Source organism: Streptomyces telluris, from assembly GCF_024519335.1.
GTDB lineage: Bacteria > Actinomycetota > Actinomycetes > Streptomycetales > Streptomycetaceae > Streptomyces > Streptomyces telluris.
This window is the reverse complement of the sequence record NZ_JANIID010000014.1, coordinates 61,775-88,443: the sequence shown is the minus strand read 5'-3', so window position 1 is coordinate 88,443 and position 26,669 is coordinate 61,775. Positions and strand designations below refer to the sequence as shown.

The following is a 26,669-nucleotide window of genomic DNA, read 5'->3' as shown; positions in this document are numbered from 1 at the left end:
TCAACCGATAAGCACTGCTACGGCTTCACGGCTTCACGGCTTCACGGCTTCCAGCGCAGCACCTGCGGGTCGTGGTCGCTCGCCTGGTCGGCGAACTCCGCGTTGATGTGCACGATGTCGTAGTCGACGCGGCGCACGTGAGGGCTGGTCAGGATGTGGTCCAGCACCTGGGAGTTGCCCTGGTAGACGTAGCCGTAGCGCTCGTTGCGCGGCAGCCGGTCGATCTGGTCGGTCAGCACCTTGCCCGCGGTGAGGGTCTTCACGGCGGACGAGAACTGGAAGTCGTTCAGGTCGCCCGCGACGATGACGTTCGCGTGCCGGTCGGCCGCCAGCAGCTGCTTGACGAAGGCGTTCACCGACTTCGCCTGCTCCTTGCGCTGCACCTCCGACGGGCGGGCCGGGGGCTGGAAGCGGCTGTCGAGGCCCTGGTCGCCGCCCTTGGAGTTGAAGTGGTTCGCGACGACGAAGACCCGCTGACCCCGGAAGGTGAACTGGCCCGCGAGGGGCTTGCGGCTGTTCGCCCACGCGGCGTTGCCGGGGTCGATGCGGCCGGGGGAGGCGGTCAGCGCGGCCTTGCCGCCCGCGCGGACGGCCTTGACGGCGGTGGTGGAGTCGCCGCCGGGGGTGTCGGTGAAGGAGACCCGGGCGGGGTTGAAGAGGAACGCGGTGCGGATGTTGCCGCCCGGCTGGCCGCCGTCCTGACCGTTGACGGGGTTGATCTGCCGCCACTCGTACGCCGGGCCGCCGGCCGCCTTGATGGCGTCCGTGAGCTTCCGCAGCGTGTGGCCGGCGTCCACGGTGCCGTCGTCGGTGGTGCCGTTGTCGTCCTGGACCTCCTCCAGGGCGACGATGTCGGGCGAGGCGAGGTTGGTGACCAGCGCGGCCGCCAGCCGGTCGAACTTCGCCTGCGGCGTCCGGGGGGAGAGGTTCTCCACGTTGTACGTGGCGACCGCGAGCTCGTCGCTGCGCTGCTTGCGCGTCGTCTCGCGCTTCAGGCCGCGGTCGGCGAGCTTGCCGAGCTCGGTGGCCTGCAGCGTGTAGCCGCCGAAGTTGTCGTAGTCCAGCGGGCCGGCGGTGGTGCCGGTCAGCTCGTCGCCGACGTTCGCGACGGGGAAGGGGCGCTGGGCGAAGGGCATCAGCGAGACCACCTTGACCCGGCCGGCGTTCGGGTCGCCGTAGGAGCCGTAGAGGGTGCCGCCGCGGGCGGTGCGGTTGTGGCGCGGCTCGGCGGTGACCCACAGGTCCTTGTGCTCGCTGGTCGCACCCACGACGGGGGCGTCCTGCACGGAGACGCGCATGCCCTCCAGCGACTCGTAGCGGTCCAGGGCGTACGAGCCCGGCCGCAGCGCGAGCTTCTCGACGGAGCCGCCGCGCGCGTCGGGGGCGTAGCGGTCGGGGATCTGCGACGGGCGCAGCCTGACCGGGGCGGGCAGGGCGTTGCCGGAGGAGCGCACCGTCCACGTGGCCTTGGTGAGCTGGGTGACCGACTGCAGGCCGGCCTTCTCGCCGCCCGGGTAGTACTCGGTGACGGTGCCGGAGACGGCCACGTCGTCGCCCACGGCGACGGACGGCGCGGTGGAGCCGGTGAAGACGAAGATGCCCTCGCTCGTCGCGTCGTTGCGGTCCGGGCGGGTGTCCTGGATCCAGAAGCCGCGGGCCGAGCCGAAGGCGCGCACGGCCGTGACGACGCCGGGGACGCCGGACACCTGCTGTCCGGCGAGCGGGGACACCCGGGTCCGGCCCTGGATGTCGTGGATGCGCAGGCCCTCGGCGTTCGCCTGCTGCGGGGCGGCGAGCAGCCCCCCGGCGAGTGCGGCGGCGACGAGGGAGCCGAGGGCCGCGGGTCTGCGCAGGGAGCGGCGGGCGGACGGGCGAGCGGGCACGGGTGCCTCCGGTGGGAATGCGAGGGGGGTATGACGTGGAGGAATCGTCGTTGACGCGATCCTGACGATCTCTACGCGCGTCAATGTCTTGCGAGCCCGGGGAAGTTGTCAAGGTTCCGTGGGTAACCGTCAGCCATATGTCCGTCGGCGGTTCGGCGAACCGGGCGGCAAGGCGGAAATCCCGTCTACGCTTGGGCACCGCGCCCGGTCCGCGGCGCCGCACGGCCACACTGCGCATCGCTGCACGTCACCGTACGTGCCACGACGCATGTCACGACGAGGAGAGACCCCCCTGATGTCCGCAGACCGCCCGACCATGCCGCCGGTGCGGCTCCCCTCCGACGCGGAGCTCGCGCGCGACGCGCTGTCCGCGCCGCTGCTCGCCCGCGCCGCGAAGCTCGCGCGCTGGGCCGGCGAGGAGGGCATCCCGGTCGGGGTCGGCGGCGAGCTGCTCGTGGAGCAGCTGCGGGCGGCCACCGAGCTCCTCGGGCTCGCGGGCGACGAGGACGGCGACGCGTACGCCATGGACGCGTGGCAGCACGCGCTCGACACCGGGCTCGTGGACTTCGAGGAGCACGAGGAGGCCGAGGCGGCCGAGGCGGGCGAGGCGGGAGACGAGGAGCCGGAAGCGGGCGAGGACGAGCCCCGCGGCACGGCCGTCGCCGGCGAGGAGCTCCCCACGCTGACCTCCGGCAGCCCCGCCGACGTCCTCGAACTGTTCCTCGGCGGCTTCGAGAGCGTCCTCGCCGACGCCGCCGCGCCCGACCTCGGCGACATCGCCGACCGGATCGCCGAGGGCGAGGACCTCGGCCTCGACTCCCTCGACTGGGACCCCGAGGGCGAGGCCGACTTCCTCGACGGCGTCCTCGGCAACCTCTACCTGCTGACCGCGCTGGAGCAGAGCGACGCGCAGCACCCCGTACCGCTGCCGGCGCTCGCCGCGTCCATGATCGTGCCCGACGACATGGACGAGCCCACGGACGACATCCTCGAAGAGGTCTCCGACGCGATGATGCGCCTGGACGACCAGTTCCGGCTGCTGGCGCCCACCGGGATCATCGAGTACCGGCCCGTCGACGAGTCCCTCATCGAGGAGGTCGACGGGGAGGGCCACATCCGCGAGTCCGTCGACGGCGTCGCCTCCGACGTCCCCGAGGACGAGGATGTCAGCCGCTACGGCATGGTCTCCCTCACCCCCCTCGGCCTCTTCGCCGTCCGGACCCGCATGGCGGAGGCGGGCATCGACGCCCCCGCCGTCGGCGACCTCGCCGACAAGGGCGCCGACGTGCTCCTGGCCGCCCTTCCCGGCCACCCGGAGACGGCCGCCCGCGCGGAGGCCGGCCTGTGGCTCGCGCGCCGCACGCCGGAGGACGCCGCCCGCGAGCTGCTCGCCGCCGGGCGCGGCGACGACATGGACGCGCCCTCGCGCCGCCTCGCCTGCCAGGAGACGCTCTCCCTCCTCGGCACCGGGGCCGAGCCGGCCGTGCGCGAGGTCCTCGACGACCGCGAGCTGGGCGGGCTCGCCCGCGTGTGGCTCGCCGAGCACGGGGCGAGCGACGTGCCCGAGCCGGGCGAGGACATGGTCTTCTGGCTGACGATCGACACGATCGCCGCGCAGCTGGCCGCCTCCGGCGACACGGACGAGCTGCGCGGCCTCGTGGAGGGCCTGGTCGGCCAGCACGGCGGGTTCTTCGAGACGGCGTGGCGGGTGGACCACCCGGCGACGGCGGAGGTCCTGGAGGCCATGGGCCGCCTCCACCCGGAGAAGAAGATCGCCAAGGAGGCCCGCAAGGCGGCGTTCAAGGCCCGCTCCAAGCGGTGACCGCTGCGCCGGGCCCGGCGGTGACGGTTCGCTGCGCGTTGCGCACTGCGGCCGGGCGCCGGCCCGGCACCGCCGGATTCCGCCGTGGTGGTTGCACGCCGCTGCGGCGGAAGTGAAGGGCCGGGCCGGCCGGTTCCGGGCGCACCGTGCCTTGCCGGGCGCAGGCCGTGACCTGGGTGGCGTGCGGGAGGGTTCTCGCGCTCCCGTGGTGCTAGGGGTTCCGCCCCGTGCGCTTCGTGTGGTGTTCATACGGTATTCGGCGGGGAACGGGAACGTAAGCGCGTGAGCCTGCGGACCCTGGAGATCAGATGACCCTCAGCCGAAGAGACTTCGCGAAACGATCCGCCGTCGCCGGAGCCGGGGTGGCGCTGACCGGCAGTGTCGGCGTGCTCGCCAGTGCCCCCGGAGCCCTGGCGGGCGCCGTGCCGGAGCAGTCCGGCGCCCGCCCCCGCCCCCGGCCCGGCTACGGGCCCCTCGTGCCGGACCCGAAGGGTCTGCTGGCGCTGCCCGCCGGGTTCTCCTACCGCGTCGTGACCCGCGCCGGCGTCACCAAGCTGGAGTCCGGCGAGCCCACGCCCTCGCACCACGACGGCACCGCCGCCTTCGCAGGCCCCCGCGGCGCCACCGTCCTCGTCAACAACCACGAGCTCAGGGGCCCCCGGGCCGGCTGGAAGCACCCGGTGCCCCTCACCGAGGGCCTCGTCTACGACCCGGCCGCGTCCGGCGGCTGCACGGTCGTCGAGGTCTCCCACGACGGCTCGCACGTCGCCGAGCGGGTCGGCATCGCGGGCACGTCCACCAACTGCGCCGGCGGTGCCACCCCGTGGGGCACCTGGCTGACCTGCGAGGAGACCGAGGACAAGGCCGGTCAGAACGGCATGACCAAGGACCACGGCTACGTCTTCGAGGTCGACCCGCACGACCGCCGCGCCAACCGCGCCCCCAAGCCCGTCAAGGCGCTGGGCCGCTACGCCCACGAGGCCGTCGTCACCGACCCCTCCCGAGGCCACCTCTACCTCACCGAGGACGCCTCGGGCCCCAACGGCCTGCTCTACCGCTGGACCCCGCCGAAGGGCTTCCGGCACGGCCGCGGCAGGCTGCGCACCCTCGCCGACGACGCGGGCGCGCTCCAGGCCTTCAAGTGCTTCGACTCCGGCGGGCGCTTCGTCGACGACCTCTCCCGCGCCACCCGGACGGGCACGGTCTACGGCATCGACTGGGTCGGCGTGCCCGACCGCGACGCCCGGTCGGTGCCGGTGCGCAAGCAGTTCAAGGACGGCGAGGTCACCCGGGCCCGCAAGCTGGAGGGCATGTGGTGGGCGGACGGCGGCGCGTACGTCGTCGCGTCCTTCGCCCGGGAGGAGAGCCCGGTCCAGCACGACGGCCAGGTGTGGTTCTACAACCCGGGGCGCCGCACCCTCACCCTGAAGGTGCGCCTCGGCGTCAACAAGGACCCGGGCCGGGACGGCGCCTTCGACGGCCCGGACAACATCACCGTCTCGCCGCACGGCGGCCTGGTGGTGGCCGAGGACGGCGAGGGGATCCAGCACCTCTTCGGCGCCCTCGACGACGGCCGCACCTACCCCATCGCCCGCAACGAACTGAACATCGGGACTCCGCAGAAGCCCGAGTACAGCGAGTTCACCGGTGTCACCTTCTCGCCCGACGGCAGGACGCTTTTCGCCAACCTCCAGGATCCCGGCATCATGCTGGCGATCACCGGTCCCTGGCGCCGTCAGGGCAGGTGACCGGAGACTTCGGTACCCGGTGGGCCCCGGGAATCATGGCCGGCTGCCCTTGTTGAAGGAGAGGTGACGATCCGGCTCTCCGTACTCGACCGCTCCCGCACCCGCCGGGACCGCCCGCAGGGCGAGGCACTGCGCGACACCGTGCGGTTCGCGCAGCAGGCCGAGGCGCTCGGCTACCACCGCTTCTGGGTATCGGAGCACCACAGCGTGCCCGGCGTGGCGGGCTCGGCCCCGACGGTGCTCGCCGCGGCGGTGGCGGCCGCGACCTCGCGGATCAGGGTGGGCACGGGCGGGGTGATGCTGCCCAACCACCGCACGCTCGTCGTCGCCGAGCAGTTCGGGGTGCTGGAGTCCCTCTTCCCGGGCCGCATCGACATGGGCCTGGGCCGCTCGGTCGGCTTCACGGACGGCATCCGCAGGGCCCTGGGCACGGACAAGGACGCCATGGCCGACTTCGCCGGGCAGCTCGCCGAGCTGGAGGGCTGGTTCACCGGGGGCCCGCGCCCGTACGACGGGGTGCACGCCCGCCCGGCGGAGGGCCTGCGGGTCCCGGCGTTCGTCCTCGCCAACGAGGCGGGCGCGGACCTGGCGGCCGCCGCGGGGGCGGCCCTGGTGATCGGCGGCCTGAGCGGCGAGGAGCGGATGCTCGCCGCCGTCGCCCGCTACCGGGCGGCGTTCCGGCCCTCGGCCTGGTGGCGGCGCCCGTACGTCGTGGTGGCGGGGAACGTGGCCGTCGCCGCCACCCGCGAGGAGGCCCGCAGGCTGCTCGTGCCCGAGGCGTGGGCGCTGGCGCACGCGCGGACGCACGGCGCCTTCCCGCCGCTGGAGCCCGCCGAGGAAACCGAGGCGCGGGCGATGGGCGAGCGGGAGCGCCGGCTGTACGAGGACGGGCTGCGCGGGCACATCCACGGCACGGAGGACGAGGTGTCCGCCGCGCTCGGGGCGCTGGTCGAGCGCAGCGGCGCCGACGAGGTGCTCGTCACCACGTCCTCGTACGACCGGGAGGCGCTGCTGGACTCCTACGGCCGGCTGGCCCGGCTCGCCGGGCTGACCGCGGGCCCGGCGGGCCGGGAGCGGCTCACAGGGCCTGCGCGGCGGGCTTGACCAGATCGCGCACGGTGCGCGACTTCACGAACTCGCCCAGGGCCGTCATCTCCCACTCGCCCGAGTACTGCCGGATGAACTTCGCCATCAGCACACCGGTCTTGGGCTCCGCGCCGGTCAGGTCGAAGCGCACCAGCTCCTCGCCCGTGCGGCCGTCGAGCAGGCGGCAGTAGGCCTTGGCGACCTGGTTGAACTTCTGGCCGGTGAAGGAGCTGACGGTGAAGACCAGGCCGGTCACCTCGGGCGGCAGGCCCTCCATGTGCACGGTGATGGTCTCGTCGTCGCCGGAGCCCTCGCCGGTGAGGTTGTCGCCGGAGTGCTGGATGGCGCCGTTGAGGATCTGCAGCTTGTTGAAGTAACAGGCGTCGATCATATTGCGGTCGGGGCCGTAGGCGATGACGGAGGCGTCCAGGTCGATGGCGGGGGCGCCCCAGGCGGGCTCCCAGCCCAGGCCCATCTTCACCGAGTGCGTCAGCGGCCGGCCGCCCTTGACCAGGGACACCGTCTGGTTCTTCTGCAGGCTGACCCGGCCCTTGTCCAGGTTGATCTTCCCGGTGCCGGGGGCGGCGGCGGGCGGCGCCGGGGGAGCGGCGGGCGCGGGCGGGGCGGCCGCGGGCATCGGCGGCACGGGGGCGGCCGGCTGCACAGGCGCGGGGGCCGCGGGAGCGGGTGCAGGGGCGGGGGCAGCGGGCTCCTCGACGCTCACGCCGAAGTCGGTGGCGATGCCCGCCAGGCCGTTCGCGTACCCCTGGCCGACCGCGCGCACCTTCCAGGCGCCCGCCCGCCGGTAGACCTCCACGACCACCAGGGCGGTCTCGGCGCCCAGCCGGGGCGGGGTGAACGTGGCGAGGACCGAGCCGTCGTCGGTGCTGCGGACGGTGGCCGTCGGCTCGATGCCGGCGAAGCTCGCGCCCTGGGCGTCGGGGCTGGCGGTCACCACGATCTTCTCGATGCCGGCCGGGACGGCGGCGGTGTCCACCACGATGGCGTCGGGCGAGCCGCCGGACGCGGCGCGGTGGCTCACGCCCGGACCGGAGGGCTGGTTGTAGAAGACGAAGTCGTCGTCGGAGCGCACCTTGCCGTCGGCGGTGAGCAGCAGGCCCGATACGTCGAGCCGCACCGGGGCGGTGACGTCCACCGTCACGCGGGCGACGGAGAGGGGGATGTTCGAGCCGGGTGTCATAGCGGTCATGCCCCGGGTAACGAGTGGCTGCTCTTTGCGGTTCCATTACCGAGCCGCCGGTTCCGCCCGGCTCCGTGCGGGGGAGGCCGGGGCCGCAGGGCTGCCGCGGCCCGGCCGGTGTGCCGTCGCCGCAGGTCAGCCCGGGTTCCAGCGGGGCGGCTCGGCCGCGCAGAACTCGCCGCCGATGCGGTCGTGGCCCTCCCGCCGCGTTCCGCTCTCCGCGGCGAGCAGGGCGGGCGCGTACGGCTCGGAGTCGTCCTGGGGCTCGTAGCCGAGGGCGCGGGCGGCGGACAGGTCCCACCACAGCCTGGTGTTGGCGGAGCTGCCGTAGGCGACGGTGTGGCCGACGCCGTCGGCCGTCAGGGCGGCGTGCACGAGCCGGGCGCAGTCGCCGGGGCTCAGCCAGACCGACAGCATGCGCACCGACACGGGCTCGGGGAAGCAGGCGCCGATGCGCAGGGAGACGGTCTGGATGCCGTGCCGGTCCCGGTAGAGGGAGGCCAGGTCCTCGCCGAAGCACTTGGAGAGGCCGTAGAAGGTGTCCGGGCGGTGCGCGGTCTCCACGGGCAGGAGCGGGGCGCCCTCCGCGGGGACGGGCGCGAAGCCGACGGCGTGGTTGCTGGAGGCGAGGACCACGCGCCGGACGCCCGCCTCCCGCACGGCCTCGTACAGGCGGTACGTGCCCTCGACGTTGGCGCGCAGGATGTCCTCGAAGGACGCCTCCAGGGGGATGCCCGCCAGGTGGACGACCGCGTCCACGCCCTCGACGGCCCTCCGCAGCGCCTCGCGGTCGGCGAGGTCCGCGGTGATCGCGTCCGGCTCGCCCGGCACCGGCCGGGCGTCGAACAGGCGCAGCCGGTGCCCGAGGGCGGGCAGCCGGGCGCGCAGGTGGGTGCCGATGCGGCCGGCCGCGCCGGTGAGGAGGACCGTGCGGGATGCGGGCATGGTGCCTGGGCCTCCTGAGGCGGTCCGGAATCCGGAAGAGGAAGCGCACACGCTAAGGAGCCGGTGCGGGGCGGTCAAGGAGGCGCGGGCGGCTTTCGGCGGGTGGTGCCCTTCCAGGTGCCTCCCGGTGGGCTTCCCGGTGGCCTCTCGGGAGGCCGCCCCCGTCGGAACGTTTCAATCCGCTTATTCCGGCGGCGAGATGACGATCGTCACGAAATATCGGCGGCCCCCGCTCTGCTGCACCCACCGGAGTCATCGATGATCACAGGGAGCACCCACATGCCGAGCCCCACTGCCGCGCAGGAGACCGCGCAGGAGACCGTCGTCCGGGGAACCGTCGCCGAGGGCTACGAGGGCGTCCGCGAGGAGTTCGAGGCCACCTTCGCCGAGGAGCGGGCCGGGCACTCCGCCCAGCTCGCCGCCTACGTCGACGGCGAGCAGGTCGTCGACCTGTGGGGCGGCCCCGGCATGGAGGGCGACTCGCTCACCGGCGTCTTCTCCTCCACCAAGGGCGCGGCCCACCTCGTCGTCGCCCTCCTCGTCCAGGAAGGCGTGCTCGACCTCGACCGCGAGGTCGCCCACTACTGGCCCGAGTTCGCCGCCGCCGGCAAGGAATCCGTCACCCTGCGCGACCTCCTCGCCCACCGGGCCGGAGTCGTCGGGGCCGAGGGCGGCTTCACCCTGGAAGAGCTCGCCGACGACCGCGCCATAGCGGAGAAGCTGGCCGGTCAGCGGCCCCACTGGCGCCCCGGCACCGCCTTCGGCTACCACGCCCTCGTCATCGGCGCCCTGACCGGCGAAGTCGTCCGCCGCGCCACCGGGCGCACCATGCAGGAGACCTACGAGGAGCGCATCCGCGCGCCCTACGGCATCGACTTCTACATGGGCCTGCCCGAGGAGCACGAGCCCCGCGTCCTCGACATCCAGCCCATGGACCCGACGCCCGGCCAGAAGCGCGCCCTGCTCGAAGGGGCCTTCGGCCCGCGGAGCCTGACGGGCATCGCCTTCAACCTCAACCACGCCCGGCCCACCGTGCTGGAGGACCTGCCGAACCACCGCGTCATCCGGGCGGGCGGCCCCGCCTCCGTCGGCGGCATGGCCTCCGCGCGCGGCCTGGCCCGCATGTACGCGGCCGCCATCAGCGGCGTCGGCGGCAAGGAGGCGCTGCTGACGCCCGCCACCGCCGCCGACTTCGCCCAGATCCACTCCGTCGGCTACGACGTGGTCGCGCGCCAGCACCAGGCCTTCGGCCTGGGCTTCGGCGCCCTGGGGGACAAGTACCCCTTCCTCGGCGCCCGCGCCTTCGGCCACGGCGGCGCCGCCGGCTCCCAGGCCTTCGCCGACCCCTCCAACGGCCTGGCCTTCGGCTTCAACCGCCGCCGGTACGGCTTCCGGGACGACAACGACCCGCAGGTCGCGCGCCTGGCCAGGGCGGTCGCCGAGGCGGTGGGCCGCTGACCCCCGGGAGCCTTCCCTCCGCCACCCCTCAGCGGGGGGAGACGAAACCGCATTCGTAGGCCGCGATGACCGCCTGGGTGCGGTTGCGGACGCCCAGTTTGGCCAGGGCGCCCGCCACGTGGGTCTTCACCGTCGCCGCGCCCAGGACGAGCTGTTCGGCGATCTCGGCGTTCGACAGGCCCCGGGCCATCAGGCGCAGGACCTCCGCCTCCCGGTCCGACAGCTGCGCGCGCAGCTTCCCGGCGGCCGTCCTCGCCCGGCGGGCCTGCGCGTGCTCCGCCGCGAGGGCGCGCACGGCGGCGGGGAAGAGCAGCGAGTCGGTGCGGGCGACGAGCCGGACGGCCTGGACGAGTTCGTCGGCGCCCGACCGCTTCAGGAGGAAGCCGCTGGCGCCGGCGCGCAGCGCGTCGTACACGTAGCTGTCGTTCTCGAACGTGGTGACGACGATGACGCGCGGCGGGGAGTCCATGCCGCCGAGCAGCTGCTCGGTGGCCCGGATCCCGTCGACCTCGGGCATCCGTACGTCCATCAGGACCACGTCGGGGCGCAGTTCGCGGACGACGGAGACCGCTTCCGCGCCGGTCGTGGCCTCGCCGACGACCTCCAGGTCCTCCTCGGCGCCCAGGATCGCCCGCAGGGCGGTCCGCACCATGCGCTCGTCGTCGGCGAGCACGATCCGCAGGGGCGCCGTCACCGGCCCGCACCCCCGCCCAGCGGCAGGCGGACGGCGAGCCGCCACACCCCGTCCCGCTCGCCGGAGCTGCTGCTGCCGCGCAGCAGCCGGGCCCGTTCGGCTATGCCCGTCAGACCGCGGCCGCCGCCGGTGCGGCGGTGCGCGCGGCCGGGGGCCTTGTCGGGGTTGACCGGATTCTCCAAGGCGACCTCCACGGCGTCGTCGTGCACGGTGATTTGCAGCAGCACGGGCACCCGGCCCGCGTGCCGCAAGGCGTTGGTGAGGCCCTCCTGCACGATCCGGTACGCCTCGCGGGAGACGACCGGCGGCACGCCGTCCAGGGCCGGGGGCGCGGCGAGGGTGACGGTGCCGCCCGCGGCGCGGGTGCGCTCCAGCAGCCCGTCCAGGTCGGCGAGGGTCGGCGCCGGCGCGGCGGACGCGGCGCCGTCCTCGCGCAGCAGGCCCAGCACGGTGTCGAGTTCGCCGACCGCCTCGCGCGTCGTCTCCTCGATCGCGGCCAGCGCCTGCCGCGCGAACTCCGGGTCGGCGTCGAGGACCTTGCGCGCCGCGCTCGCCTGCAGGGTGACGGCGCTCAGTGCGTGCCCCACGGAGTCGTGCAGCTCGCGGGCCAGCCGGTTGCGCAGGGCCAGCCGCATGGCGTGCTGCTCGGCCTCGGCCAGCCGGTCGGCGGCCGTCGGGCCGAGCAGGAGGGGTGCGCAGCGGGCCAGGAGCGCGCCCGCGGCCCCGGACACCGCGGCGAGCAGGACCAGGACCAGCAGGCCGGCGGGCAGCGCCAGCAGCGTCCACGGGAAGGCCAGGTCCCCCAGCCCGTACGGGGCCTCGTCGCCCCCCGGGACGCCGGTGAACGGCAGGGCCATCAGCATCAGCGCGAACGGGGGCGTGGCCAGCGACATGCCGCTCACGATCCCGCCGGCCAGCAGGTGCAGGGTGTACCACAGGGCGGTCCGCCCGCGCGCGGCCCGCGAGTCTCCCGGGCCTGTCGCGAGGGCCTCCTCCGGCACCCCGCACAGGGCGCGTGCCGCCGCCGACTCCAGCGCCCGTACGAGGGGCACCAGCGCGGTCACCGCCGCCGGCACCAGCGCCAGCGCGAAGACGCCGAACTGCCGGCCGACGGTGGAGGGGAACAGGATGTCCGTGTCCCTGACGAAGACCGCCGTCAGCGTGCTCGCCAGCAGGTAGTACGGCATCAGCAGCGCACCGCCGAGCAGCAGGTGCACCCACCGCAGCCGGGCGCGGCGGCCCACCAGGGCGCCGGCACCGCGCCGGAGGAGAGTCGTCACAGCGCGGCGGCCCGGGCGGAGCGCTGGGCGAAGAAGCGGGCGCCGGCGGCGAGGACGAGCAGACCGATGATCACTTGCATAGCGTAGGCGACGGCCATCGTGGCCGTCGGTCCCCGGCCGTCGTCGGCCAGGGACGTCAGCGTCGCGAGCAGCTGCCAGCCTCCCCACGCGGCCGAGGCGGCCGAGCCGACGCCCGCCAGGAGCAGCGGCACGCGCAGCGGCAGCCGGCCGCCGCGTCCGGACGGCGCCCGGCCGGACAGCAGCAGGACGGCGCCCGCGATCGTCGCGGCGGCGTACAGCACGTAGCCCGACTCCCCGGCCGCGAAGGTGCCGCTGTACATCCGGGCCGTCTCCGGCGAGAGGCCCGCAGGCACCCCGCACGTCCACATCAGGTGGACCGCGCCGGGCAGGACCGCCAGGACGCCTGCCGCGGTCAGCGCGGCCCGCGGCCCGCGGCCGAGCGGACGGTCCGCCAGGTCCCCGACGCGGCCCCGCCACAGGTGGCCCCAGCGCTCGCGGGCGTACAGCACGAACAGGGTGCCCAGGGCGAGCCCCTGGACGATGAACCCCGTGTAGACCACGGCGAAGACCCACTCGTCGAGGAACGGCTCGTGGGCCGCGCTCCCGGAACCGGACGCCGAACCGCCGAGGGCGCGGACGATCAACTGCGCGGGAAAGCCGTACATGATGGGCGTCAGCAGCCCCACCGCGCCCCACACCGGCAAGGCGAGCAGCCGGGCGGGGACGCGCTTGCCCCAGGGCCGGGTCAGCAGCAGGGCGAGGACCACGACCGCGGCGTCCATCAGGATGGTCACGGCGTTCGCCACGACCAGGCCCGTGCCGGCATCCCGCAGGCCGCTTCCCTCCGGGATGCCGACGTGACTGCCCGCCACCCAGGCGACCTTGAGGCCGAGGTAGGGCAGGCAGGCGGCGATGGTCACCGCGCGGAGCACGTGGCGCTTGGTGGCGTGGTCGTCCGGGACGGTCGTCGTACTGGTCATGTGAACAGCCTTCCGCCCGGCGGGCGCCGGCGCGTCGCCCTGCCCGGCGGACTTCCTCCGCCGCGAGGCGGAGGAACCGCTCGTCCTCAGGCAGGGGAAGGAGGCCCCGCGAGGACGGAACGGCGGATGGACCGGCAGACGGACCGGTAGACGGACCGGCGGACGGGCCGATGGACGGACCGATCGCCGGGCGCGCATAGTGGGTGGGCATGGAGAGCCTCGCCCCCGCACACTTCGCGCCCGAGACCGTCTACCTCAACACCGCCGCCACCGGGCTCGTGCCCGCGCCCGCCGTCGCCGCCATGACCGAGGCCGCCACCGCGTTCTCGCTGGGCCGCCCCGGCGCGGAGGACCACTTCCCGGTCGTGGAGGCCGTCCGCGCCGCCTTCGCCCGGCTCGTCGGCGTGCCCGCCCGGCAGGTCGCCACCGGGGGTTCGGCCGCCGTCTTCTGCGGGCTCGTCGCCCAGTCGCTGCCCGAAGGGTCGGAAGTCGTGTGCGTGGAGGGGGACTTCAGCTCCCTCGTCAACCCCTTCCACGTGCGGCCCGGGCTCGCCGTCCGCACCGTTCCCCTGGAGAAGGCCGCGGACGCGGTGGGGCCCGGGACCGCGCTCGTCGCCGTCAGCGCCGTCCAGTCGGCCGACGGCCGCCTCGCCGACCTCGCGGCGATCGGCGAGGCCGCCCGCGCCCACGGCGCCCGCACGCTCGTCGACGTCAGCCAGGCCGCGGGCTGGCTGCCCGTCGACGCGGGCGCCCACGACTTCACCGTCTGCGTCGGCTACAAGTGGCTGATGGGGCCCCGCGGCACGGCCTACCTCACCGTCCCCGAGGACCTCGGCGGCCTCACCCCCGTCTTCGCCGGGTGGGTGGCCGGGGAGGACCCCTGGGACAGCACGTACGGACAGGTGTCGCTCGCCCGCTCGGCCCGCCGCTACGACGAGAACCCCGCCCTCCTGCCCTACACCGGCGCCCTGGCCGGCCTCCGGCTCGTGGAGGAGCTCGGGCCGGAGCGGATCGCCGCGCACGACCGGGCCCTCGCCGGCCGCTTCCGCGCGGGGCTCGCCGCGCTCGGGCACCGGCCCGCCCCGGCGGAGGACTCCGCCGTCGTCTCGGTCCCCGGCCTCGGCCGCGCGGCGGAGCGCCTCGCGGCGGCGGGCGTACGGGTCAGCGCCCGCGCCGGAGGACTGCGGGCGTCCTTCCACCTCTACAACAGCACGGCCGACGTGGACCGTCTCCTGGAGGCGCTGGCCTGACCGGGCGGTGACGCGGCGGCCCCGCCGCGCCGCCGCCCGGACCGGCTACCCCACCGGCGTGAAGTCCCGTGCCCCCACGAACTCCGGGCGGCGGGACGGGGCCGCGAACGGCTCGACCGCCGTGTTCTCCACGCTGTTGAAGACGATGAAGACGTTGCTGCGCGGGAAGGGCGTGATGTTGTCGCCCGACCCGTGCATGCAGTTGCAGTCGAACCACGTCGCCGATCCGGCCGGGCCCGTGAACAGCCGGATGCCGTGCCGCCCCGCCAGCGCGGAGAGCGCGCTGTCCGACGGCGTGCCGGCCTCCTGCATCCGCAGGGACCGCTTGTAGTTGTCCCGCGGCGTCACGCCCGCGCAGCCCAGGAACGTGCGGTGCGACCCCGGCATGATCATCAGGCCGCCGTTGGTGTCGAGGTTCTCCGTCAGCGCGATCGACACCGACACCGTCCGCATCCGCGGCAGCCCGTCCTCCGCGTGCCAGGTCTCGAAGTCCGAGTGCCAGTAGAAACCGGAGGCCCCGAAGCCCGGCTTGACGTTGACCCGCGACTGGTGGACGTAGACGTCCGAGCCGAGGATCTGCCGGGCCCGGCCCACCAGCCGCGGGTCGCGCACAAGGCGCGCGAACACCTCGCTGATCCGGTGCACTTCGAACACCGACCGCACGTCCTGCGCGTGCGGCTCCACGACCGCTCTCTCGTCGGCCCGCACCGCCGGGTCGGCGACCAGCCGGTCGAGTTCGGCGCGCAGGACCCGCACCTCGTCCGGCGTGAGCATCTCGTCGACGGTGAGGAACCCGTCGCGTTCGTAGTCCGCCAGACCGGCCGCGTCGATCGGTCCGGGCGCGGCGGCGCCGGATCCGCAGGCGGGCCCGGGCCACACCACGGGGTCACGGCGCGGGACGGCCTCCTCGTGCGTGCCGCGCGTGGGGTAGAGGTCGGTGACCGCGGCCATGGTTCAGCCCTCCTCCGTCAGCAGCGGGTAGACGCCGTTCTCGTCGTGGTCCTCCCGTCCGGTGACCGGCGGGTTGAAGACGCACACGCAGCGGAAGTCGGTCCTGGGGCGCAGGGTGTGCCGCTCGTGGCCGTCGAGCAGGTACATCGTGCCGGGCGAGATCCAGTGCTGCTCGCCGGTCTCGTCGTCGGTGAGCTCGGCCTCGCCCTCCACGCACAGCACGGCTTCGATGTGGTTGGCGTACCACATGGAGGTCTCCGTGCCGGCGTAGAGGACGGTCTCGTGCAGGGAGAAGCCGACCCGCTCCTTGGCGAGCACGATCCGCTTGCTCTCCCACGTACCGGACTTGGCCTTGACGTGGCGGTCGGTGTTCTCGATGTCCCGGAGGGAACGGACGATCACGGGTTGTGCCTTTCTTCGGGGATCAGTTCTTCCGGTGTCAGTGGTGGGCGTCAGGCCGTCTCGCGGACCGCGCGGGCGAGGATCCGCAGGCCCTCGTCCAGCTCCTCGGGGGAGATCGTCAGCGCGGGCAGCAGCTTGAGGACCTCGCCCTCGGGGCCCGACGTCTCCACGAGCAGGCCGAGCTCGAACGCCCGCCGGGCGACCTCCGAGGCCCGGGACCTGTCGGCGAACTCCAGTCCCCACACGAGCCCGCGGCCCCGGTGGTGCGCGCCCAGCTCCGGGTGTTCGGCGCAGATCGCGCGCAGCGCCTCCTCGGCCTGCTGCCCGCGGGCGAAGGTCTGCTTCTCCATCTGCCCGTCGGTCCAGTACGCGTCGAGCGCCGCGGCGGCGGTGACGAAGGAGGGGTTGTTGCCGCGGAAGGTGCCGTTGTGCTCGCCGGGCTCCCAGACGTCGAGCTCCGGGCGGAAGAGGGTGAGGGACATGGGCAGGCCGTAGCCGCCGATGGACTTCGAGAGGGTCACGATGTCCGGGGTGATGCCCGCCTCCTCGAAGGAGAAGAAGGCGCCGGTGCGGCCGCAGCCCATCTGGATGTCGTCCACGATCAGCAGCATGTCGTGGCGCTCGCACAGCGCGGCGAGCCCGCGCAGCCACTCGGGGCGGGCCACGTTGATGCCGCCCTCGCCCTGCACCGTCTCGACGATGACGGCGGCCGGCGTGTTCAGGCCCGAGCCCTGGTCGGCCAGCAGCCGCTCGAACCACAGGAAGTCCGGCACCCGGTCGTCGAGGTAGTGGTCGAACGGCATCGGCGTGCCGTGCACCAGGGGGATGCCCGCGCCGGCCCGCTTGAAGGCGTTGCCGGTGACGGCGAGCGAGCCCAGCGACATGCCGTGGAAGGCGTTGGTGAAGGAGACGATCGCCTCGCGGCCCTTGACCTTGCGGGCCAGCTTCAGCGCGGCCTCCACGGCGTTGGTGCCCGTCGGGCCGGGGAACATCACCTTGTACGGCAGGTCGCGCGGGCGCAGCACGACGTCCTGGAAGGCCTCCAGGAACGCGCGCTTGGCGGTGGTGCCCATGTCCAGGCCGTGGGTGACGCCGTCGCGTTCGATGTAATCGATCAGGGCGCGTTTGAGGACCGGGTTGTTGTGCCCGTAGTTGAGCGCGCCGGCGCCGGCGAAGAAGTCGAGGTACGTGTGGCCGTCCTCGTCGTACATCCGGCTGCCCTGGGCCCGGTCGAAGACCGCGGGCCAGCTGCGGCAGTAGCTGCGCACCTCCGACTCCAGGGCCTCGAAGACGCTGAGTGCGGGCGGGGTGATGGTCATGGAGGTGCTCCTGTCAGTACGTGAGGGGGCCGATGCGGTGCAGGACCTCGGGGTCGTGCCCCGGCTCGGGGAACAGCCCGCCGGGGAAGAGGACTTCGTGCTCCACGGGCGCGCGGTGCCGCTCGGCGAAGGAGGCGAACAGGCGGTTGGAGGCGGTGTTGCCGGGCGTCACGGTGGTCTCGATCCCGTCGATGCCGCTCTCGCGGGCGACCCGTGCGACGAGGCCCTCCAGCAGCGCGGCGGCCAGGCCGCGGCCGCGGTGCGGGCGGTCCACGGCGACCTGCCACACCACGAGGGTGCGGGGGCGGGCGGGCCGGACGTAGCCGGTGATGAAGCCGGCGGGCTCCCCGTCGCCAGCGCGGCGGGCCACGGCCGAGGTGGCCGCGAAGTCGCGGCACCACAGCAGGTAGCTGTACGAGGAGTTGAGGTCCAGGGTTCCCGAGTCGCGGGCGATGCGCCAGATCGCGGCTCCGTCCTCGACGCGCGGGACGTCGAGCGCGAGGTCCTCCGGCATTTCCGGGAATTCCCGGAGAGGGGCGGAACGGGCACGTGCAAGGTCTGCTTGTGCTGCGGTCATGCGGAGGGAATTTACCGATGCGGATCGGAAATCGCATCGGGGGCCCGGGTTACCCGGGGGTGGGTGGTCGTGTTATCGCGCGGAGGCGCGGGGGCGCGCAAAGCGGGTGGGAGATGGGGCGGTTTGCCCGCTTATATCCGGGCAAATCAAAGGCTGTGTGGAGTACGTCACAAGTGATCGCGAGGGGTCGTGAATTCCCTTGCCGAAGCGTAAGGAAAATGCTGCGTTTAGGGTGCTGAAAAGCGGGCATGAGAATGCGCGGAGAGTTGTCTCCGGAATTATCGGAGAAGGGTTCCGGGGAATTGCCTCGGGCGGCGGCCCGATGTGCCGGCCGCGCATCGGCCGGGGCGTGGCCGCGCCCCGGCGACGGCCCCTTGGCGGGCGGGAGGAGCGGGCTCGTACAGTGCGGTCCATGAGCGACAGTGGGGTGCTGCACATCAAGGGGCGGGTGCTCGTCGGCGCGGACCCGGACGGCGGGGTGCGCGACGAGCTGTGGGCCGTCGACGGCCGGATCACCTTCGAACGGCCGGTGGGGGCGCGGGACGTCACCACCGTCGAGGGCTGGGCGCTGCCCGGCCTCGTGGACGCGCACTGCCACGTGGGCCTCGACGCCCACGGACCGGTCGACGCGTCCACCGCCGAGAAGCAGGCGCTCACCGACCGGGACGCGGGAGCGCTGCTGCTGCGCGACGCCGGCTCCCCCTCGGACACGCGCTGGATCGACGACCGCGAGGACCTGCCGCGCATCATCCGAGCCGGGCGCCACATCGCGCGCACCCGCCGGTACATCCGCAACTACGCGCACGAGATCGAGCCGGACGACCTCGTCGCGTACGTGGCGCGGGAGGCGCGGCGCGGGGACGGCTGGGTCAAGCTCGTCGGCGACTGGATCGACCGCGAGACGGGCGACCTGTCCTCCTGCTGGCCGCGCGGGGAGGTCGCGGCGGCGATCGCCGAGGCGCACCGCCTCGGGGCGCGCGTGACCGCGCACTGCTTCGCGGAGGAGTCGCTGGCGCCGCTCGTGGAGGCGGGCATCGACTGCATCGAGCACGCCACCGGGCTCACCGAGGAGACCATCCCGCTCTTCGCCGAGCGCGGGGTCGCCATCGTGCCCACGCTCGTCAACATCGCGACGTTCCCGCGGCTCGCGGACGGCGGCCAGGGGAAGTTCCCGCGCTGGGCGGACCACATGCGGCGCCTGCACGCCCGGCGCTACGAAACGGTGCGGGCGGCGTACGACGCGGGCATCCCGGTCTTCGTCGGCACGGACGCGGGCGGCTCCCTGGCCCACGGCCTGGTGGGCCAGGAGGTGGCCGAGCTCGTCAGAGCCGGCCTGCCCCCGCTCGCGGCCCTCTCGGCCACCACGTGGGCGGCCCGGTCCTGGCTCGGCCGCCCGGGCCTGGAGGAGGGCGCCCCGGCGGACGTCGTCGTCTACGGGACGGACCCGCGGGCGGACGTCAGGGTCCTGGGCTCACCGAAGCGGGTGATCCTGCGGGGGAAGGTGATCCGCTAGGGCCCGGCCGTCTCGACATCCAGGCCGCCACCGCCGCGCCCGACACGTTGTGCCAGACCGAGAAGACCGCCGCCGGCAGCGCCGCCGCCGGGCTGAAGTGGGCCGTGGCCAGCGACGCCGCCAGGCCCGAGTTCTGCATGCCGACCTCGAAGGCCATCGCCCGGCTGGCGGGGCGGCCGAGCCGGGCCAGGCGGCCCGCCGCGTAGCCGAGGGCCAGGCCGAGGCCGTTGTGGAGGACGACGGCGAGGAGGACGAGCCCGGCCGCGTCCTTGATGCGGGAGGCGCTGCCCGAGACCACGATGAGGACGAGGACGGCGATCGTCAGGGCCGAGAGCGCCGGCAGGGCGCGCAGCACCTTGCCGACCCACCGCCCCGCGGCCATCCGCACGAGCGCCCCGCCGAGCACCGGCACGAGCACGGTCTTGAGGATGTCGGTGAGCATCGCCCCCGCGTCCACGTCCAGGAACCGGTCCGCCAGCAGCAGCGTCAACGGCGGGGTGACGAGCGGCGCGACGAGCGTGGAGACGGTGGCGACGGACACGGACAGGGCGACGTCCCCGCGCGCGAGGTACGTGACGACGTTGGACGCCGTGCCGCTCGGTGCGCAGCCGACGAGGATCACCCCGGCGGCCAGCTGCGGCGGCAGCCCGAGGACCGTGGCGATCAGCCACCCCAGCCCCGGCATGATCACGTAGTGGGCGACGAGGCCGAGCCCGACCGCCCAGGGCCGCTTGGCGACGGCGCGGAAGTCGTCGCCGGTGAGCGTGAGGCCCATAGTGAACATCACGACGCCCAGCAGCCAGGGCACGGCCGGCGCCCAGCCGGTGAAGTGGGACGGGGCGGCGAGCCCCACCCCTCCGGCGGCGACGACGAGCAGGGGGAACACGGTGACGGCCAGCCGCGCCGTCCGGTCGGCGGCTGTCGGGGCTGTCGGGGCTATCGGCGGGGTCGGCATACGGCGGCACCTTAGCGATCAAGTCCCCTTCCCGAACAGGGGGTGACGCCGCCTCAGCTCTCGGCCAGCGCCTTGCCGAGGGCCTCCGCGAAGCGGTCCGTGGTCGCCCGGTCCCGGACCGCGAGGCGCAGGTAGTCCGGGCCGAGGCCCGGGAACGTGTCGCCGCGGCGCACCGCGAACCCCAGTCCCCGCAGCCTGCCCCGCACGGCCGCGGCGCCCCGCACCCGGATCAGCAGGAACGGCCCGGCCGCCGGACCGTGGACCCGGACCCCCTCGAACTGGCCCACCGCGGCCGCGAGATAGGTCCGGTCCTCGGCGAGGCGGTCCGCGGCGCGCGCGGCCTCCGCGAGCGCCGGGGGAGCGCTGCACGCCTCCGCAGCGGCCAGCGCCGGCGACGACACCGGCCACAGCGGCTGGGCCCGCTCCAGCCGGGCTATGGTGCCGGGCGACGCGAGCACGTAGCCGATCCGCAGCCCCGCCAGCCCCCAGGTCTTGGTGAGGCTGCGCAGCACGATCAGCCCCGGCAGGTCCGTGACGGACGCCAGCGACTCCGCCTCGCCCGGCACCGCGTCCATGAACGCCTCGTCGACCACCAGCGTCCGCCCCGGCCGGGCGAGCCGCGCCAGGTCCCGCGCCGGGTGGAGGACGGACGTGGGGTTGGTCGGATTGCCGACGACGACCAGGTCCGCGTCGCCCGGCACCGCGCGCGGGTCCAGCCGGAAGCCGTCCGCCTCGTCCAGCAGCACCCGCTCCACCCGGTGCCCGGCGTCCCGCAGCGCCGCCTCCGGCTCCGTGAACTGGGGGTGCACCACCACCGGCCGCCGCACCCGCAGCGCCCGCGCGATGAGGACGAACGCCTCCGCGGCCCCCGCCGTCAGCAGCACCCGCTCCTCCGGCAGCCCGTGCCGCTCCGCGACCGCCCGCCGGGCGGCGCGCCCGTCCGGGTAGGCGGCGAGCCCGCCGAGCGACGCGGCGATGTGCTCGCGCAGCCACACCGGGGGCGTGCCCGCCCGCACGTTCACCGCGAGGTCCGTCAGCTCCGCGCCGGCACCCCGCACTTCGGCGTCACCGTGGTGGCGCAGGTCGGGTTCGCTGGGATTGTGCATGGCCGCGGGCCGCCTTCTCTCGTCCGTTTGCTGCTGGTTGTCGTTCACACGTCTGCGGGCACGTGAAGCCGCCCGCCCCAAGACCGTACTGACGCCTGCGGAACGGCCGTCAAGCGGGTCTGCACGTCGGCCCGTACGTCGGCGCGCACGCCGCCCGTGCGCGTCACGCACGCCCGTACGCCACCGCGCACGTCACCCGCGCCGACTTCCGCTTCCCCACGGCCAGCACCCCGCCCTCCCCGGCCGCCAGCAGCGCCGCCGCCTCCGCCACCGAGGGCGTCCCCACGGCGGCCAGCGCGGCGGCCGAAGACTCCGCCACCGCGACCCCGGCCAGCGCACCGGCCCCGTACGCCCGCAGCGGCACGCCCAGCTCGGCCGCCGCCTCCACCAGGCCGCCCTCGCCCGCCTTCGCCTCGGCCGTCGCCAGCGCCGCCGGCCGCAGCCCTCCCACCCCGGCCTCCGCCAGCGTCCGCTCCACCAGCTCCAGCACCTCCGCGGCCGCCACGCCGCGCCGGGCGCCCACACCCACGTACACGGCGGGCGCCACGGCGGGTACAGGTGCGAGGGCCACAGCCGCGGGGGATACTGCAGCCGCGAGAAGGGTGGAACCGTGCCGGTCGTGATCGCCATGGGCGCGTTCCTGATGACGCTGCTCGGCGGCTGGGCCGCGCACCGCATCACCGACCGCAGACACCTCGTCCTGGGGTTCGCGGGCGGGCTGATGCTCGGCGTCGTCGGCCTCGACCTGCTGCCCGAGGCCCTGGAGGCCGCCGGCCGGGACGTCTTCGGCGTGCCGGCCGCCCTGCTGTGCTTCGTCGCCGGCTTCCTCGCCGCCCACGCGGTCGAGCGGCTCCTCGCCGTCCGCAAGGCCGCCCACGGCGTCAGCGCCGCCGAACGCACCCCGCAGGTCGGCCTCACCGCGGCCGCCGCCCTCGTCGGTCACAGCGCCATGGACGGCGTCGCCATCGGCGCGGCCTTCCAGGTCGACCACGGCGTGGCGGTCGCCGTCGCCGTGGCCGTCATCGCGCACGACTTCGCGGACGGCTTCAACACGTACACGATCACCGACCTGTACGGGAACGACCGGCGCCGCGCCCTCCTGATGCTCGCCGCGGACGCCGTCGCCCCCCTCGTCGGCGCGGCGTCCACCCTGCTGTTCACCCTTCCGGCCGGATTCCTCGGCGTCTATCTCGGATTCTTCGGCGGCGTCCTGCTCTACCTGGCCACGTCCGACATCCTCCCCGAGGCCCACCACACCCACCCGGCCGTCTCCACGCTCGCCTGCACGGCGGCCGGAGCGGGCTTCATCTGGCTGGTCGTGGGCCTCGCTCACTGACGCTCGCCGGCACCGCCCGCGGCCGCCGCCGCGGCCGCCACCAGGCGGGCGGCCGTGCCCGGGGCGCCCGCCCAGTGCACGTGCAGGTACGAGGCGTGCACCCCGGCATGCGCGAAGCCCTCCGTACGGCGCTGCGGGTGGGTGAACCCCCACGCGGGGGTCCCGCCCGCGCCCGGCTCGGTCACCGTGCGGTGGAACTCGTGCCCCCGGACGCGGGTGCCCGCCGGCGCCAGCACGTTGTCCGCGATGGCCACCGCCTCGCGGTAGCCGAGGGTGAGGCGGCCGGACATGCGGGCGTCCGCGGGGAGCACGCCGCACATGGGCCTGCCGTCCAGCGAACGGGAGAGGTAGAGCAGGCCCGCGCACTCGGCGACGACCGGGGCGCCGGTCGCCGCGAGGGCGGCGACCTCCTTGCGGAGGGGTTCGTTCGCGGACAGCTCCGGGGCGTAGACCTCGGGGAATCCGCCGCCTATGACGAGGGCGGCGGTGCGCTCGGGGAGGGACTCGTCGCGGAGGGGGTCGAAGGGGACGACCTCCGCGCCGGCCGCTTGCAGCAGCTCCGTGTGCTCGGTGTACGCGAAGGTGAACGCCGGGCCGCCGGCCACGGCGACCACCGGGTTGTTCTTCGGGTGCGGCCCGGTGGCCGGTTTGTGCCCACCCGTCCCGCCCTGCGGGACGCCTGCCCACAAACAGGTGGGGGTGGGGTAGGAAGCCGGGACGCCTGCCCACGAACCGTGGGGAGCCCATGGCTCGTCCACCAGCGGAGGCGCGCTGCGCGCCAGGGCCAGCAGTCCCTCCAGGTCGCAGCCCTCCCTGACCCTTGCCGCCTGGGCCGCCACCGCGTCCGTCGCCTCCGTGCTGCGTTCGGCGACCGGGACCAGGCCCAGGTGGCGCGAGGGCGTGTGGACCTGCTCGGCGCGGCGCACCGCGCCCAGGACCGGCACGCCCGACTCCGTCAGCGCTTCCCGCAGGAGCGCCTCGTGCCGGTCCGAGCCGACCTTGTTGAGGATGACGCCCGCGACCCGCACCTCCGGGTCCCAGGACGCGAAGCCGTGCACCAGCGCGGCCACCGACCGCGACTGCGACGACGCGTCGACGACCAGGACGACCGGGGCCTTGAGCAGCTTGGCCACGTGTGCCGTCGACGCCAGTTCGCCCTGCCCGCTCGCCCCGTCGTAGAGGCCCATCACGCCCTCGACGACCGCGACGTCGCAGCCCGCGGCCCCGTGCAGGAACAGCGGGGCGACCCGGTCCGGGCCGCACATGTACGCGTCCAGGTTGCGGCCGGGGCGGCCCGTCGCGAGCGCGTGGTAGCCCGGGTCGATGTAGTCCGGGCCGACCTTGTGCGGCGACACGGCCAGCCCCGCGTCCGCGAAGGCCCGCATCAGGCCGGTGGCCACCGTGGTCTTGCCGCTGCCGGAGGCCGGGGCGGCGATGACCAGGCGGGGGATGTGCGTACTCACCACTTGATGCTCACCACTCGATGCCCCGCTGACCCTTCTGCCCGGTGTCCATCGGGTGCTTGACCTTGGACATGTCGGTGACCAGGTCGGCGAAGTCGACGAGCGCCTGCGGGGCGTTGCGGCCCGTGATCACCACGTGCTGGGTGCCGGGGCGGTTGCGCAGCACCTCGATCACCTCGTCCGTGTCGATCCACCCCCAGTGCAGGGGGTAGGCGAACTCGTCCAGCACGTAGAGCTTGTACGCCTCGGCCGCCAGGTCGCGCTTGACCTGCTCCCAGCCCTCGCGCGCCTTGTCCTCGTTGCTCTGCTCGCCGTCCTTGGGGTCGCGCTGGATCCACGACCAGCCCTCGCCCATCTTGTGCCAGGCGACCGTGCCGCCCTCGCCCGACGCTCCGAGCACCCGCAGCGCGTTCTCCTCGCCGACCTTCCACTTCGCCGACTTCACGAACTGGAACACCCCGACCGGCCAGCCCTGGTTCCACGCCCGCAGCGCCAGGCCGAAGGCGGCCGTGGACTTGCCCTTGCCGAGGCCGGTGTGGACGAAGACCAGCGGCCGGTTGCGGCGCTGACGCGTGGTGAGTCCGTCGTCGGGAACGACGGTCGGCTGTCCCTGGGGCATTACGCGGCCTTCCTGGTGTGTGAGGTCCGTACGGTGCGTACGAGCGCGGAGACGCTGTCCGCGCGCAGCTCGTCCAGTGTCACGACCGGGCCGCGCAGCTCCCGGCCCAGCTCGGCGGCGAGCCCGAGCCGCACCGGCCCCTGCTCGCAGTCCACGACCACCGACGCCGTGCCCTCGCCGGCCAGCAGCCGGGCGGCGCGCGCCGCCCTTGCCAGCGGCTCCGGGCCGCCGGTGGCCCGGCCGTCGGTGACGACGACCAGCAGCGGGCGCCGGGACGGGTCGCGCAGCCGCTCCACCCGCAGCACCTCGTGCGCCTGCAGGAGACCGGCCGCCAGGGGCGTGCGCCCGCCGGTCGGCAGCTTCTCCAGCCGGGCCGCGCCCGTGTCCACCGAGGACGTCGGCGGCAGCGCCACGTCCGCGCCGGCGCCCCGGAACGTCACCATGCCGATCTTGTCCCGGCGCTGGTAGGCGTCCAGCAGCAGGGACAGCACCGCGCCCTTGACGGCGCTCATCCGCTTGCGGGCGGCCATGGAGCCGGAGGCGTCCACGACGAACAGCACGAGGTTGCCCTCGCGGCCCTCGCGCACCGCCTCCCGCAGGTCGTCGCGGCGGACGACGAGCCCGGCGCCGCTGCGCCCGCGCGCCCGCTGGTGCGGGGCGGCGGCCTGCACCGTGGCGGCCAGGTGGAGTTTGGACAGGGCGCCGCGGGGGCGGCGGGCCCCGGTCGTCCGGCCGTGGGCCGTCCGGGCCCGCGAACGGCGGCCGTCGGCGCCCTCCCCGAGCCCGGGGACGTCGAACTTGCGGGTGCGGAAGGGGTCGGCCGCGGCGACGGCCGGCGCCTCGGGGGCCTCCCCGCGGGCGGGGGCACCCTCGGGGGCGTCCGGGCTCTCCGGGGACGCGGGCTCGGGGCCGGCCGGCCCCGGCTCCTGGCGCTGCTGCGGGACATCGGGGGTGCCGTCGGGGCCCGTGCCGTCCTGCGGGGGCTGCCCGCCGCCGTCCGGACCGCCGCCCTCGGGACCGCCGTCGGGACCGTCGTCGTCCGGGCCCTCCGGCTCCGGCTCCGGCTCGGGCTCCGGCTCGTCGTCCTCGAACCGGCCGAGGATCTCGTCGAGCTTGTCCTCGTCCAGGCCCGGCGCGTCGAAGGGGTTGCGCCGGCGCCGGTGCGGCAGCGACAGCAGTGCCGCCTGCCGCACGTCGGCCGTCGTCACGTCCGTGCGGCCCGCCCACGCGGCGAGGGCGGTCGCGGTGCGCGCGGTCACGATGTCCGCGCGCATGCCGTCCACCTCGAAGCCCGCGCACACGGCGGCGATCCGGCGCAGCGCGCCGTCGCCCAGGCGCACGGACGGCAGCAGCGCGCGGGCGGCGGCGATCCGCTCCCGCAGCGTTTCCTCCTCGGCGGCCCACTTCGCGGCGAACGCGGCCGGGTCCTCGTCGTAGGCGAGGCGGCGGCGCACGACCTCGACGCGCTCGTCGGGCTCGCGCGAGGCCGCGACCTCGACGGTCAGGCCGAAGCGGTCCAGGAGCTGCGGGCGCAGCTCGCCCTCCTCGGGGTTCATGGTGCCGACGAGGAGGAAACGGGACGCGTGACGGACCGACACTCCCTCACGCTCTACGTAGGAGGCGCCGGTGGCGGCCGCGTCGAGGAGGGCGTCGACCAGATGGTCGCCCAAGAGGTTGACCTCGTCGACGTACAGCACGCCCCGGTGCGCGTCGGCCAGCAGACCGGGCTCGAACGCCTTCACGCCCTCGCCCAGCGCCCGTTCGATGTCGAGCGCCCCCACGAGCCGGTCCTCGGAGGCGCCGACCGGCAGCTCGACCATGCGGGCCGGACGGGCGGCGTGCGCCGCCCCGTCCTCGTGCGGGCCGTCCGGGCAGCGGGCGTCGGGGGATGCCGGGTCGCACGCGAACCGGCATCCGGCGACGGCGTCGATCCACGGCAGCAGCGTGGACAGGGCGCGGACGGTCGTCGTCTTCGCCGTGCCCTTCTCACCCCGTACGAGCACCCCGCCGATGGACGGCGAGATGGCGTTGAGGAGCAGGCCCAGCCGCATGTCGTCCAT

23 protein-coding genes are annotated in these 26,669 nt (G+C 74.7%); 7 read left to right on the top strand and 16 right to left on the bottom strand.

Annotated features, from left to right (window positions below):
- Nucleotides 1-41: 41 nt before the first annotated feature.
- Entirely contained in the window at nt 42-1,883 is a 1,842-nt protein-coding gene (locus NQU55_RS17165) for a DUF8508 domain-containing protein (RefSeq protein ID WP_256790796.1), read from the bottom strand.
- Between the two features lie 295 nt (nt 1,884-2,178).
- Here NQU55_RS17165 and NQU55_RS17160 point away from each other — a divergent pair, with 295 nt between their 5' ends.
- The 3 genes from NQU55_RS17160 to NQU55_RS17150 all read left to right on the top strand — a co-directional run bounded on the left by NQU55_RS17160 (nt 2,179) and on the right by NQU55_RS17150 (nt 6,557).
- On the top strand, nt 2,179-3,705 hold the full coding sequence (locus NQU55_RS17160; RefSeq protein WP_168092266.1) for an amino acid adenylation domain-containing protein: 1,527 nt from the start codon (nt 2,179-2,181) through the stop codon (nt 3,703-3,705).
- A 308-nt stretch (nt 3,706-4,013) separates the two neighbouring features.
- Complete coding sequence (locus tag NQU55_RS17155) at nt 4,014-5,453, top strand: alkaline phosphatase PhoX (RefSeq protein ID WP_168092267.1); 1,440 nt, start codon at nt 4,014-4,016, stop codon at nt 5,451-5,453.
- Nucleotides 5,454-5,516: 63 nt separating this feature from the next.
- A complete protein-coding gene (locus NQU55_RS17150) occupies nt 5,517-6,557 on the top strand; it encodes an MsnO8 family LLM class oxidoreductase (RefSeq protein ID WP_168092268.1) in 1,041 nt (346 codons plus the stop codon).
- Here the strand turns inward: NQU55_RS17150 and NQU55_RS17145 are convergent.
- Nucleotides 6,532-7,740 carry a TerD family protein gene (locus NQU55_RS17145; protein ID WP_206329185.1) on the bottom strand — a complete coding sequence of 403 codons (1,209 nt, stop codon included), beginning with the start codon at nt 7,738-7,740 and terminating at the stop codon, nt 6,532-6,534. The two genes, NQU55_RS17150 and NQU55_RS17145, sit on opposite strands and share 26 nt — an antisense overlap.
- A 135-nt stretch (nt 7,741-7,875) precedes the next feature.
- Entirely contained in the window at nt 7,876-8,685 is an 810-nt protein-coding gene (locus NQU55_RS17140; protein WP_168092270.1) for an NAD-dependent epimerase/dehydratase family protein, read from the bottom strand.
- 279 nt (nt 8,686-8,964) lie between these two features.
- On the opposite strand from NQU55_RS17140, the gene NQU55_RS17135 reads away from it, so the two are divergent.
- On the top strand, nt 8,965-10,143 hold the full coding sequence (locus tag NQU55_RS17135) for a serine hydrolase domain-containing protein (RefSeq protein WP_168092271.1): 1,179 nt from the start codon (nt 8,965-8,967) through the stop codon (nt 10,141-10,143).
- 28 nt (nt 10,144-10,171) lie between these two features.
- Here NQU55_RS17135 and NQU55_RS17130 read toward each other — a convergent pair whose 3' ends face one another.
- Genes NQU55_RS17130 through NQU55_RS17120 form a run of 3 tightly spaced genes read right to left on the bottom strand, consistent with a single transcriptional unit; the run spans nt 10,172 to nt 13,118 of the window.
- A complete protein-coding gene (locus tag NQU55_RS17130; RefSeq protein WP_240976263.1) occupies nt 10,172-10,795 on the bottom strand; it encodes a response regulator in 624 nt (207 codons plus the stop codon).
- 38 nt (nt 10,796-10,833) lie between these two features.
- Nucleotides 10,834-12,117, bottom strand: coding sequence for a sensor histidine kinase (locus NQU55_RS17125; protein ID WP_256790795.1), 1,284 nt, complete (start codon nt 12,115-12,117; stop codon nt 10,834-10,836).
- On the bottom strand, nt 12,114-13,118 hold the full coding sequence (locus tag NQU55_RS17120; RefSeq protein ID WP_168092273.1) for a hypothetical protein: 1,005 nt from the start codon (nt 13,116-13,118) through the stop codon (nt 12,114-12,116). The genes NQU55_RS17125 and NQU55_RS17120 overlap by 4 nt, the downstream gene beginning before the upstream one ends.
- Nucleotides 13,119-13,327: 209 nt before the next feature.
- On the opposite strand from NQU55_RS17120, the gene NQU55_RS17115 reads away from it, so the two are divergent.
- A complete protein-coding gene (locus NQU55_RS17115; RefSeq protein ID WP_168092274.1) occupies nt 13,328-14,368 on the top strand; it encodes an aminotransferase class V-fold PLP-dependent enzyme in 1,041 nt (346 codons plus the stop codon).
- Nucleotides 14,369-14,413: 45 nt separating this feature from the next.
- Here NQU55_RS17115 and thpD read toward each other — a convergent pair whose 3' ends face one another.
- From thpD to ectA, 4 genes are read right to left on the bottom strand one after another with little or no spacing between them, the layout of a single operon-like run.
- A complete protein-coding gene (gene thpD / locus NQU55_RS17110; RefSeq protein WP_168092275.1) occupies nt 14,414-15,319 on the bottom strand; it encodes an ectoine hydroxylase in 906 nt (301 codons plus the stop codon).
- Between the two features lie 3 nt (nt 15,320-15,322).
- A complete protein-coding gene (locus tag NQU55_RS17105; protein ID WP_168092276.1) occupies nt 15,323-15,721 on the bottom strand; it encodes an ectoine synthase in 399 nt (132 codons plus the stop codon).
- 50 nt (nt 15,722-15,771) lie between these two features.
- Entirely contained in the window at nt 15,772-17,040 is a 1,269-nt protein-coding gene (ectB, locus tag NQU55_RS17100; protein ID WP_168092277.1) for a diaminobutyrate--2-oxoglutarate transaminase, read from the bottom strand.
- Between the two features lie 13 nt (nt 17,041-17,053).
- Nucleotides 17,054-17,617: a diaminobutyrate acetyltransferase gene (ectA, locus tag NQU55_RS17095; RefSeq protein WP_256790794.1), complete on the bottom strand. Its 564-nt coding sequence runs from the start codon at nt 17,615-17,617 to the stop codon at nt 17,054-17,056.
- Nucleotides 17,618-18,029: 412 nt separating this feature from the next.
- On the opposite strand from ectA, the gene NQU55_RS17090 reads away from it, so the two are divergent.
- Nucleotides 18,030-19,130, top strand: a complete 1,101-nt coding sequence (locus NQU55_RS17090) for an amidohydrolase family protein (protein ID WP_206329366.1) — start codon at nt 18,030-18,032, stop codon at nt 19,128-19,130.
- Here NQU55_RS17090 and NQU55_RS17085 read toward each other — a convergent pair.
- The 3 genes from NQU55_RS17085 to NQU55_RS17075 all read right to left on the bottom strand — a co-directional run bounded on the left by NQU55_RS17085 (nt 19,075) and on the right by NQU55_RS17075 (nt 21,762).
- The gene (locus NQU55_RS17085; protein WP_168093103.1) at nt 19,075-20,085 is read right to left on the bottom strand and encodes a bile acid:sodium symporter family protein; all 1,011 of its coding nucleotides are present in this window, start codon (nt 20,083-20,085) and stop codon (nt 19,075-19,077) included. The genes NQU55_RS17090 and NQU55_RS17085 overlap by 56 nt on opposite strands.
- A gap of 53 nt (nt 20,086-20,138) precedes the next feature.
- Nucleotides 20,139-21,191, bottom strand: coding sequence for an Rv2231c family histidinol phosphate aminotransferase CobC (gene cobC, locus NQU55_RS17080; protein WP_168093104.1), 1,053 nt, complete (start codon nt 21,189-21,191; stop codon nt 20,139-20,141).
- Nucleotides 21,192-21,354: 163 nt separating this feature from the next.
- Nucleotides 21,355-21,762: a cobalamin biosynthesis protein gene (locus NQU55_RS17075; RefSeq protein ID WP_256790793.1), complete on the bottom strand. Its 408-nt coding sequence runs from the start codon at nt 21,760-21,762 to the stop codon at nt 21,355-21,357.
- Nucleotides 21,763-21,819: 57 nt separating this feature from the next.
- Between NQU55_RS17075 and NQU55_RS17070 the strand changes: the two genes are divergently transcribed.
- The gene (locus NQU55_RS17070) at nt 21,820-22,527 is read left to right on the top strand and encodes a ZIP family metal transporter (RefSeq protein WP_206329368.1); all 708 of its coding nucleotides are present in this window, start codon (nt 21,820-21,822) and stop codon (nt 22,525-22,527) included.
- Here NQU55_RS17070 and NQU55_RS17065 read toward each other — a convergent pair.
- The 3 genes from NQU55_RS17065 to NQU55_RS17055 are packed head-to-tail and all read right to left on the bottom strand — an operon-like array spanning nt 22,521 to nt 26,669.
- A complete protein-coding gene (locus NQU55_RS17065; RefSeq protein ID WP_168093107.1) occupies nt 22,521-23,993 on the bottom strand; it encodes a cobyrinic acid a,c-diamide synthase CobB in 1,473 nt (490 codons plus the stop codon). The two genes, NQU55_RS17070 and NQU55_RS17065, sit on opposite strands and share 7 nt — an antisense overlap.
- 7 nt (nt 23,994-24,000) lie before the next feature.
- On the bottom strand, nt 24,001-24,609 hold the full coding sequence (gene cobO / locus NQU55_RS17060) for a cob(I)yrinic acid a,c-diamide adenosyltransferase (protein WP_168093108.1): 609 nt from the start codon (nt 24,607-24,609) through the stop codon (nt 24,001-24,003).
- On the bottom strand, nt 24,609-26,669 hold the full coding sequence (locus NQU55_RS17055; protein WP_240976388.1) for a putative cobaltochelatase: 2,061 nt from the start codon (nt 26,667-26,669) through the stop codon (nt 24,609-24,611). Before NQU55_RS17055 ends, cobO begins: the two co-directional genes overlap by 1 nt.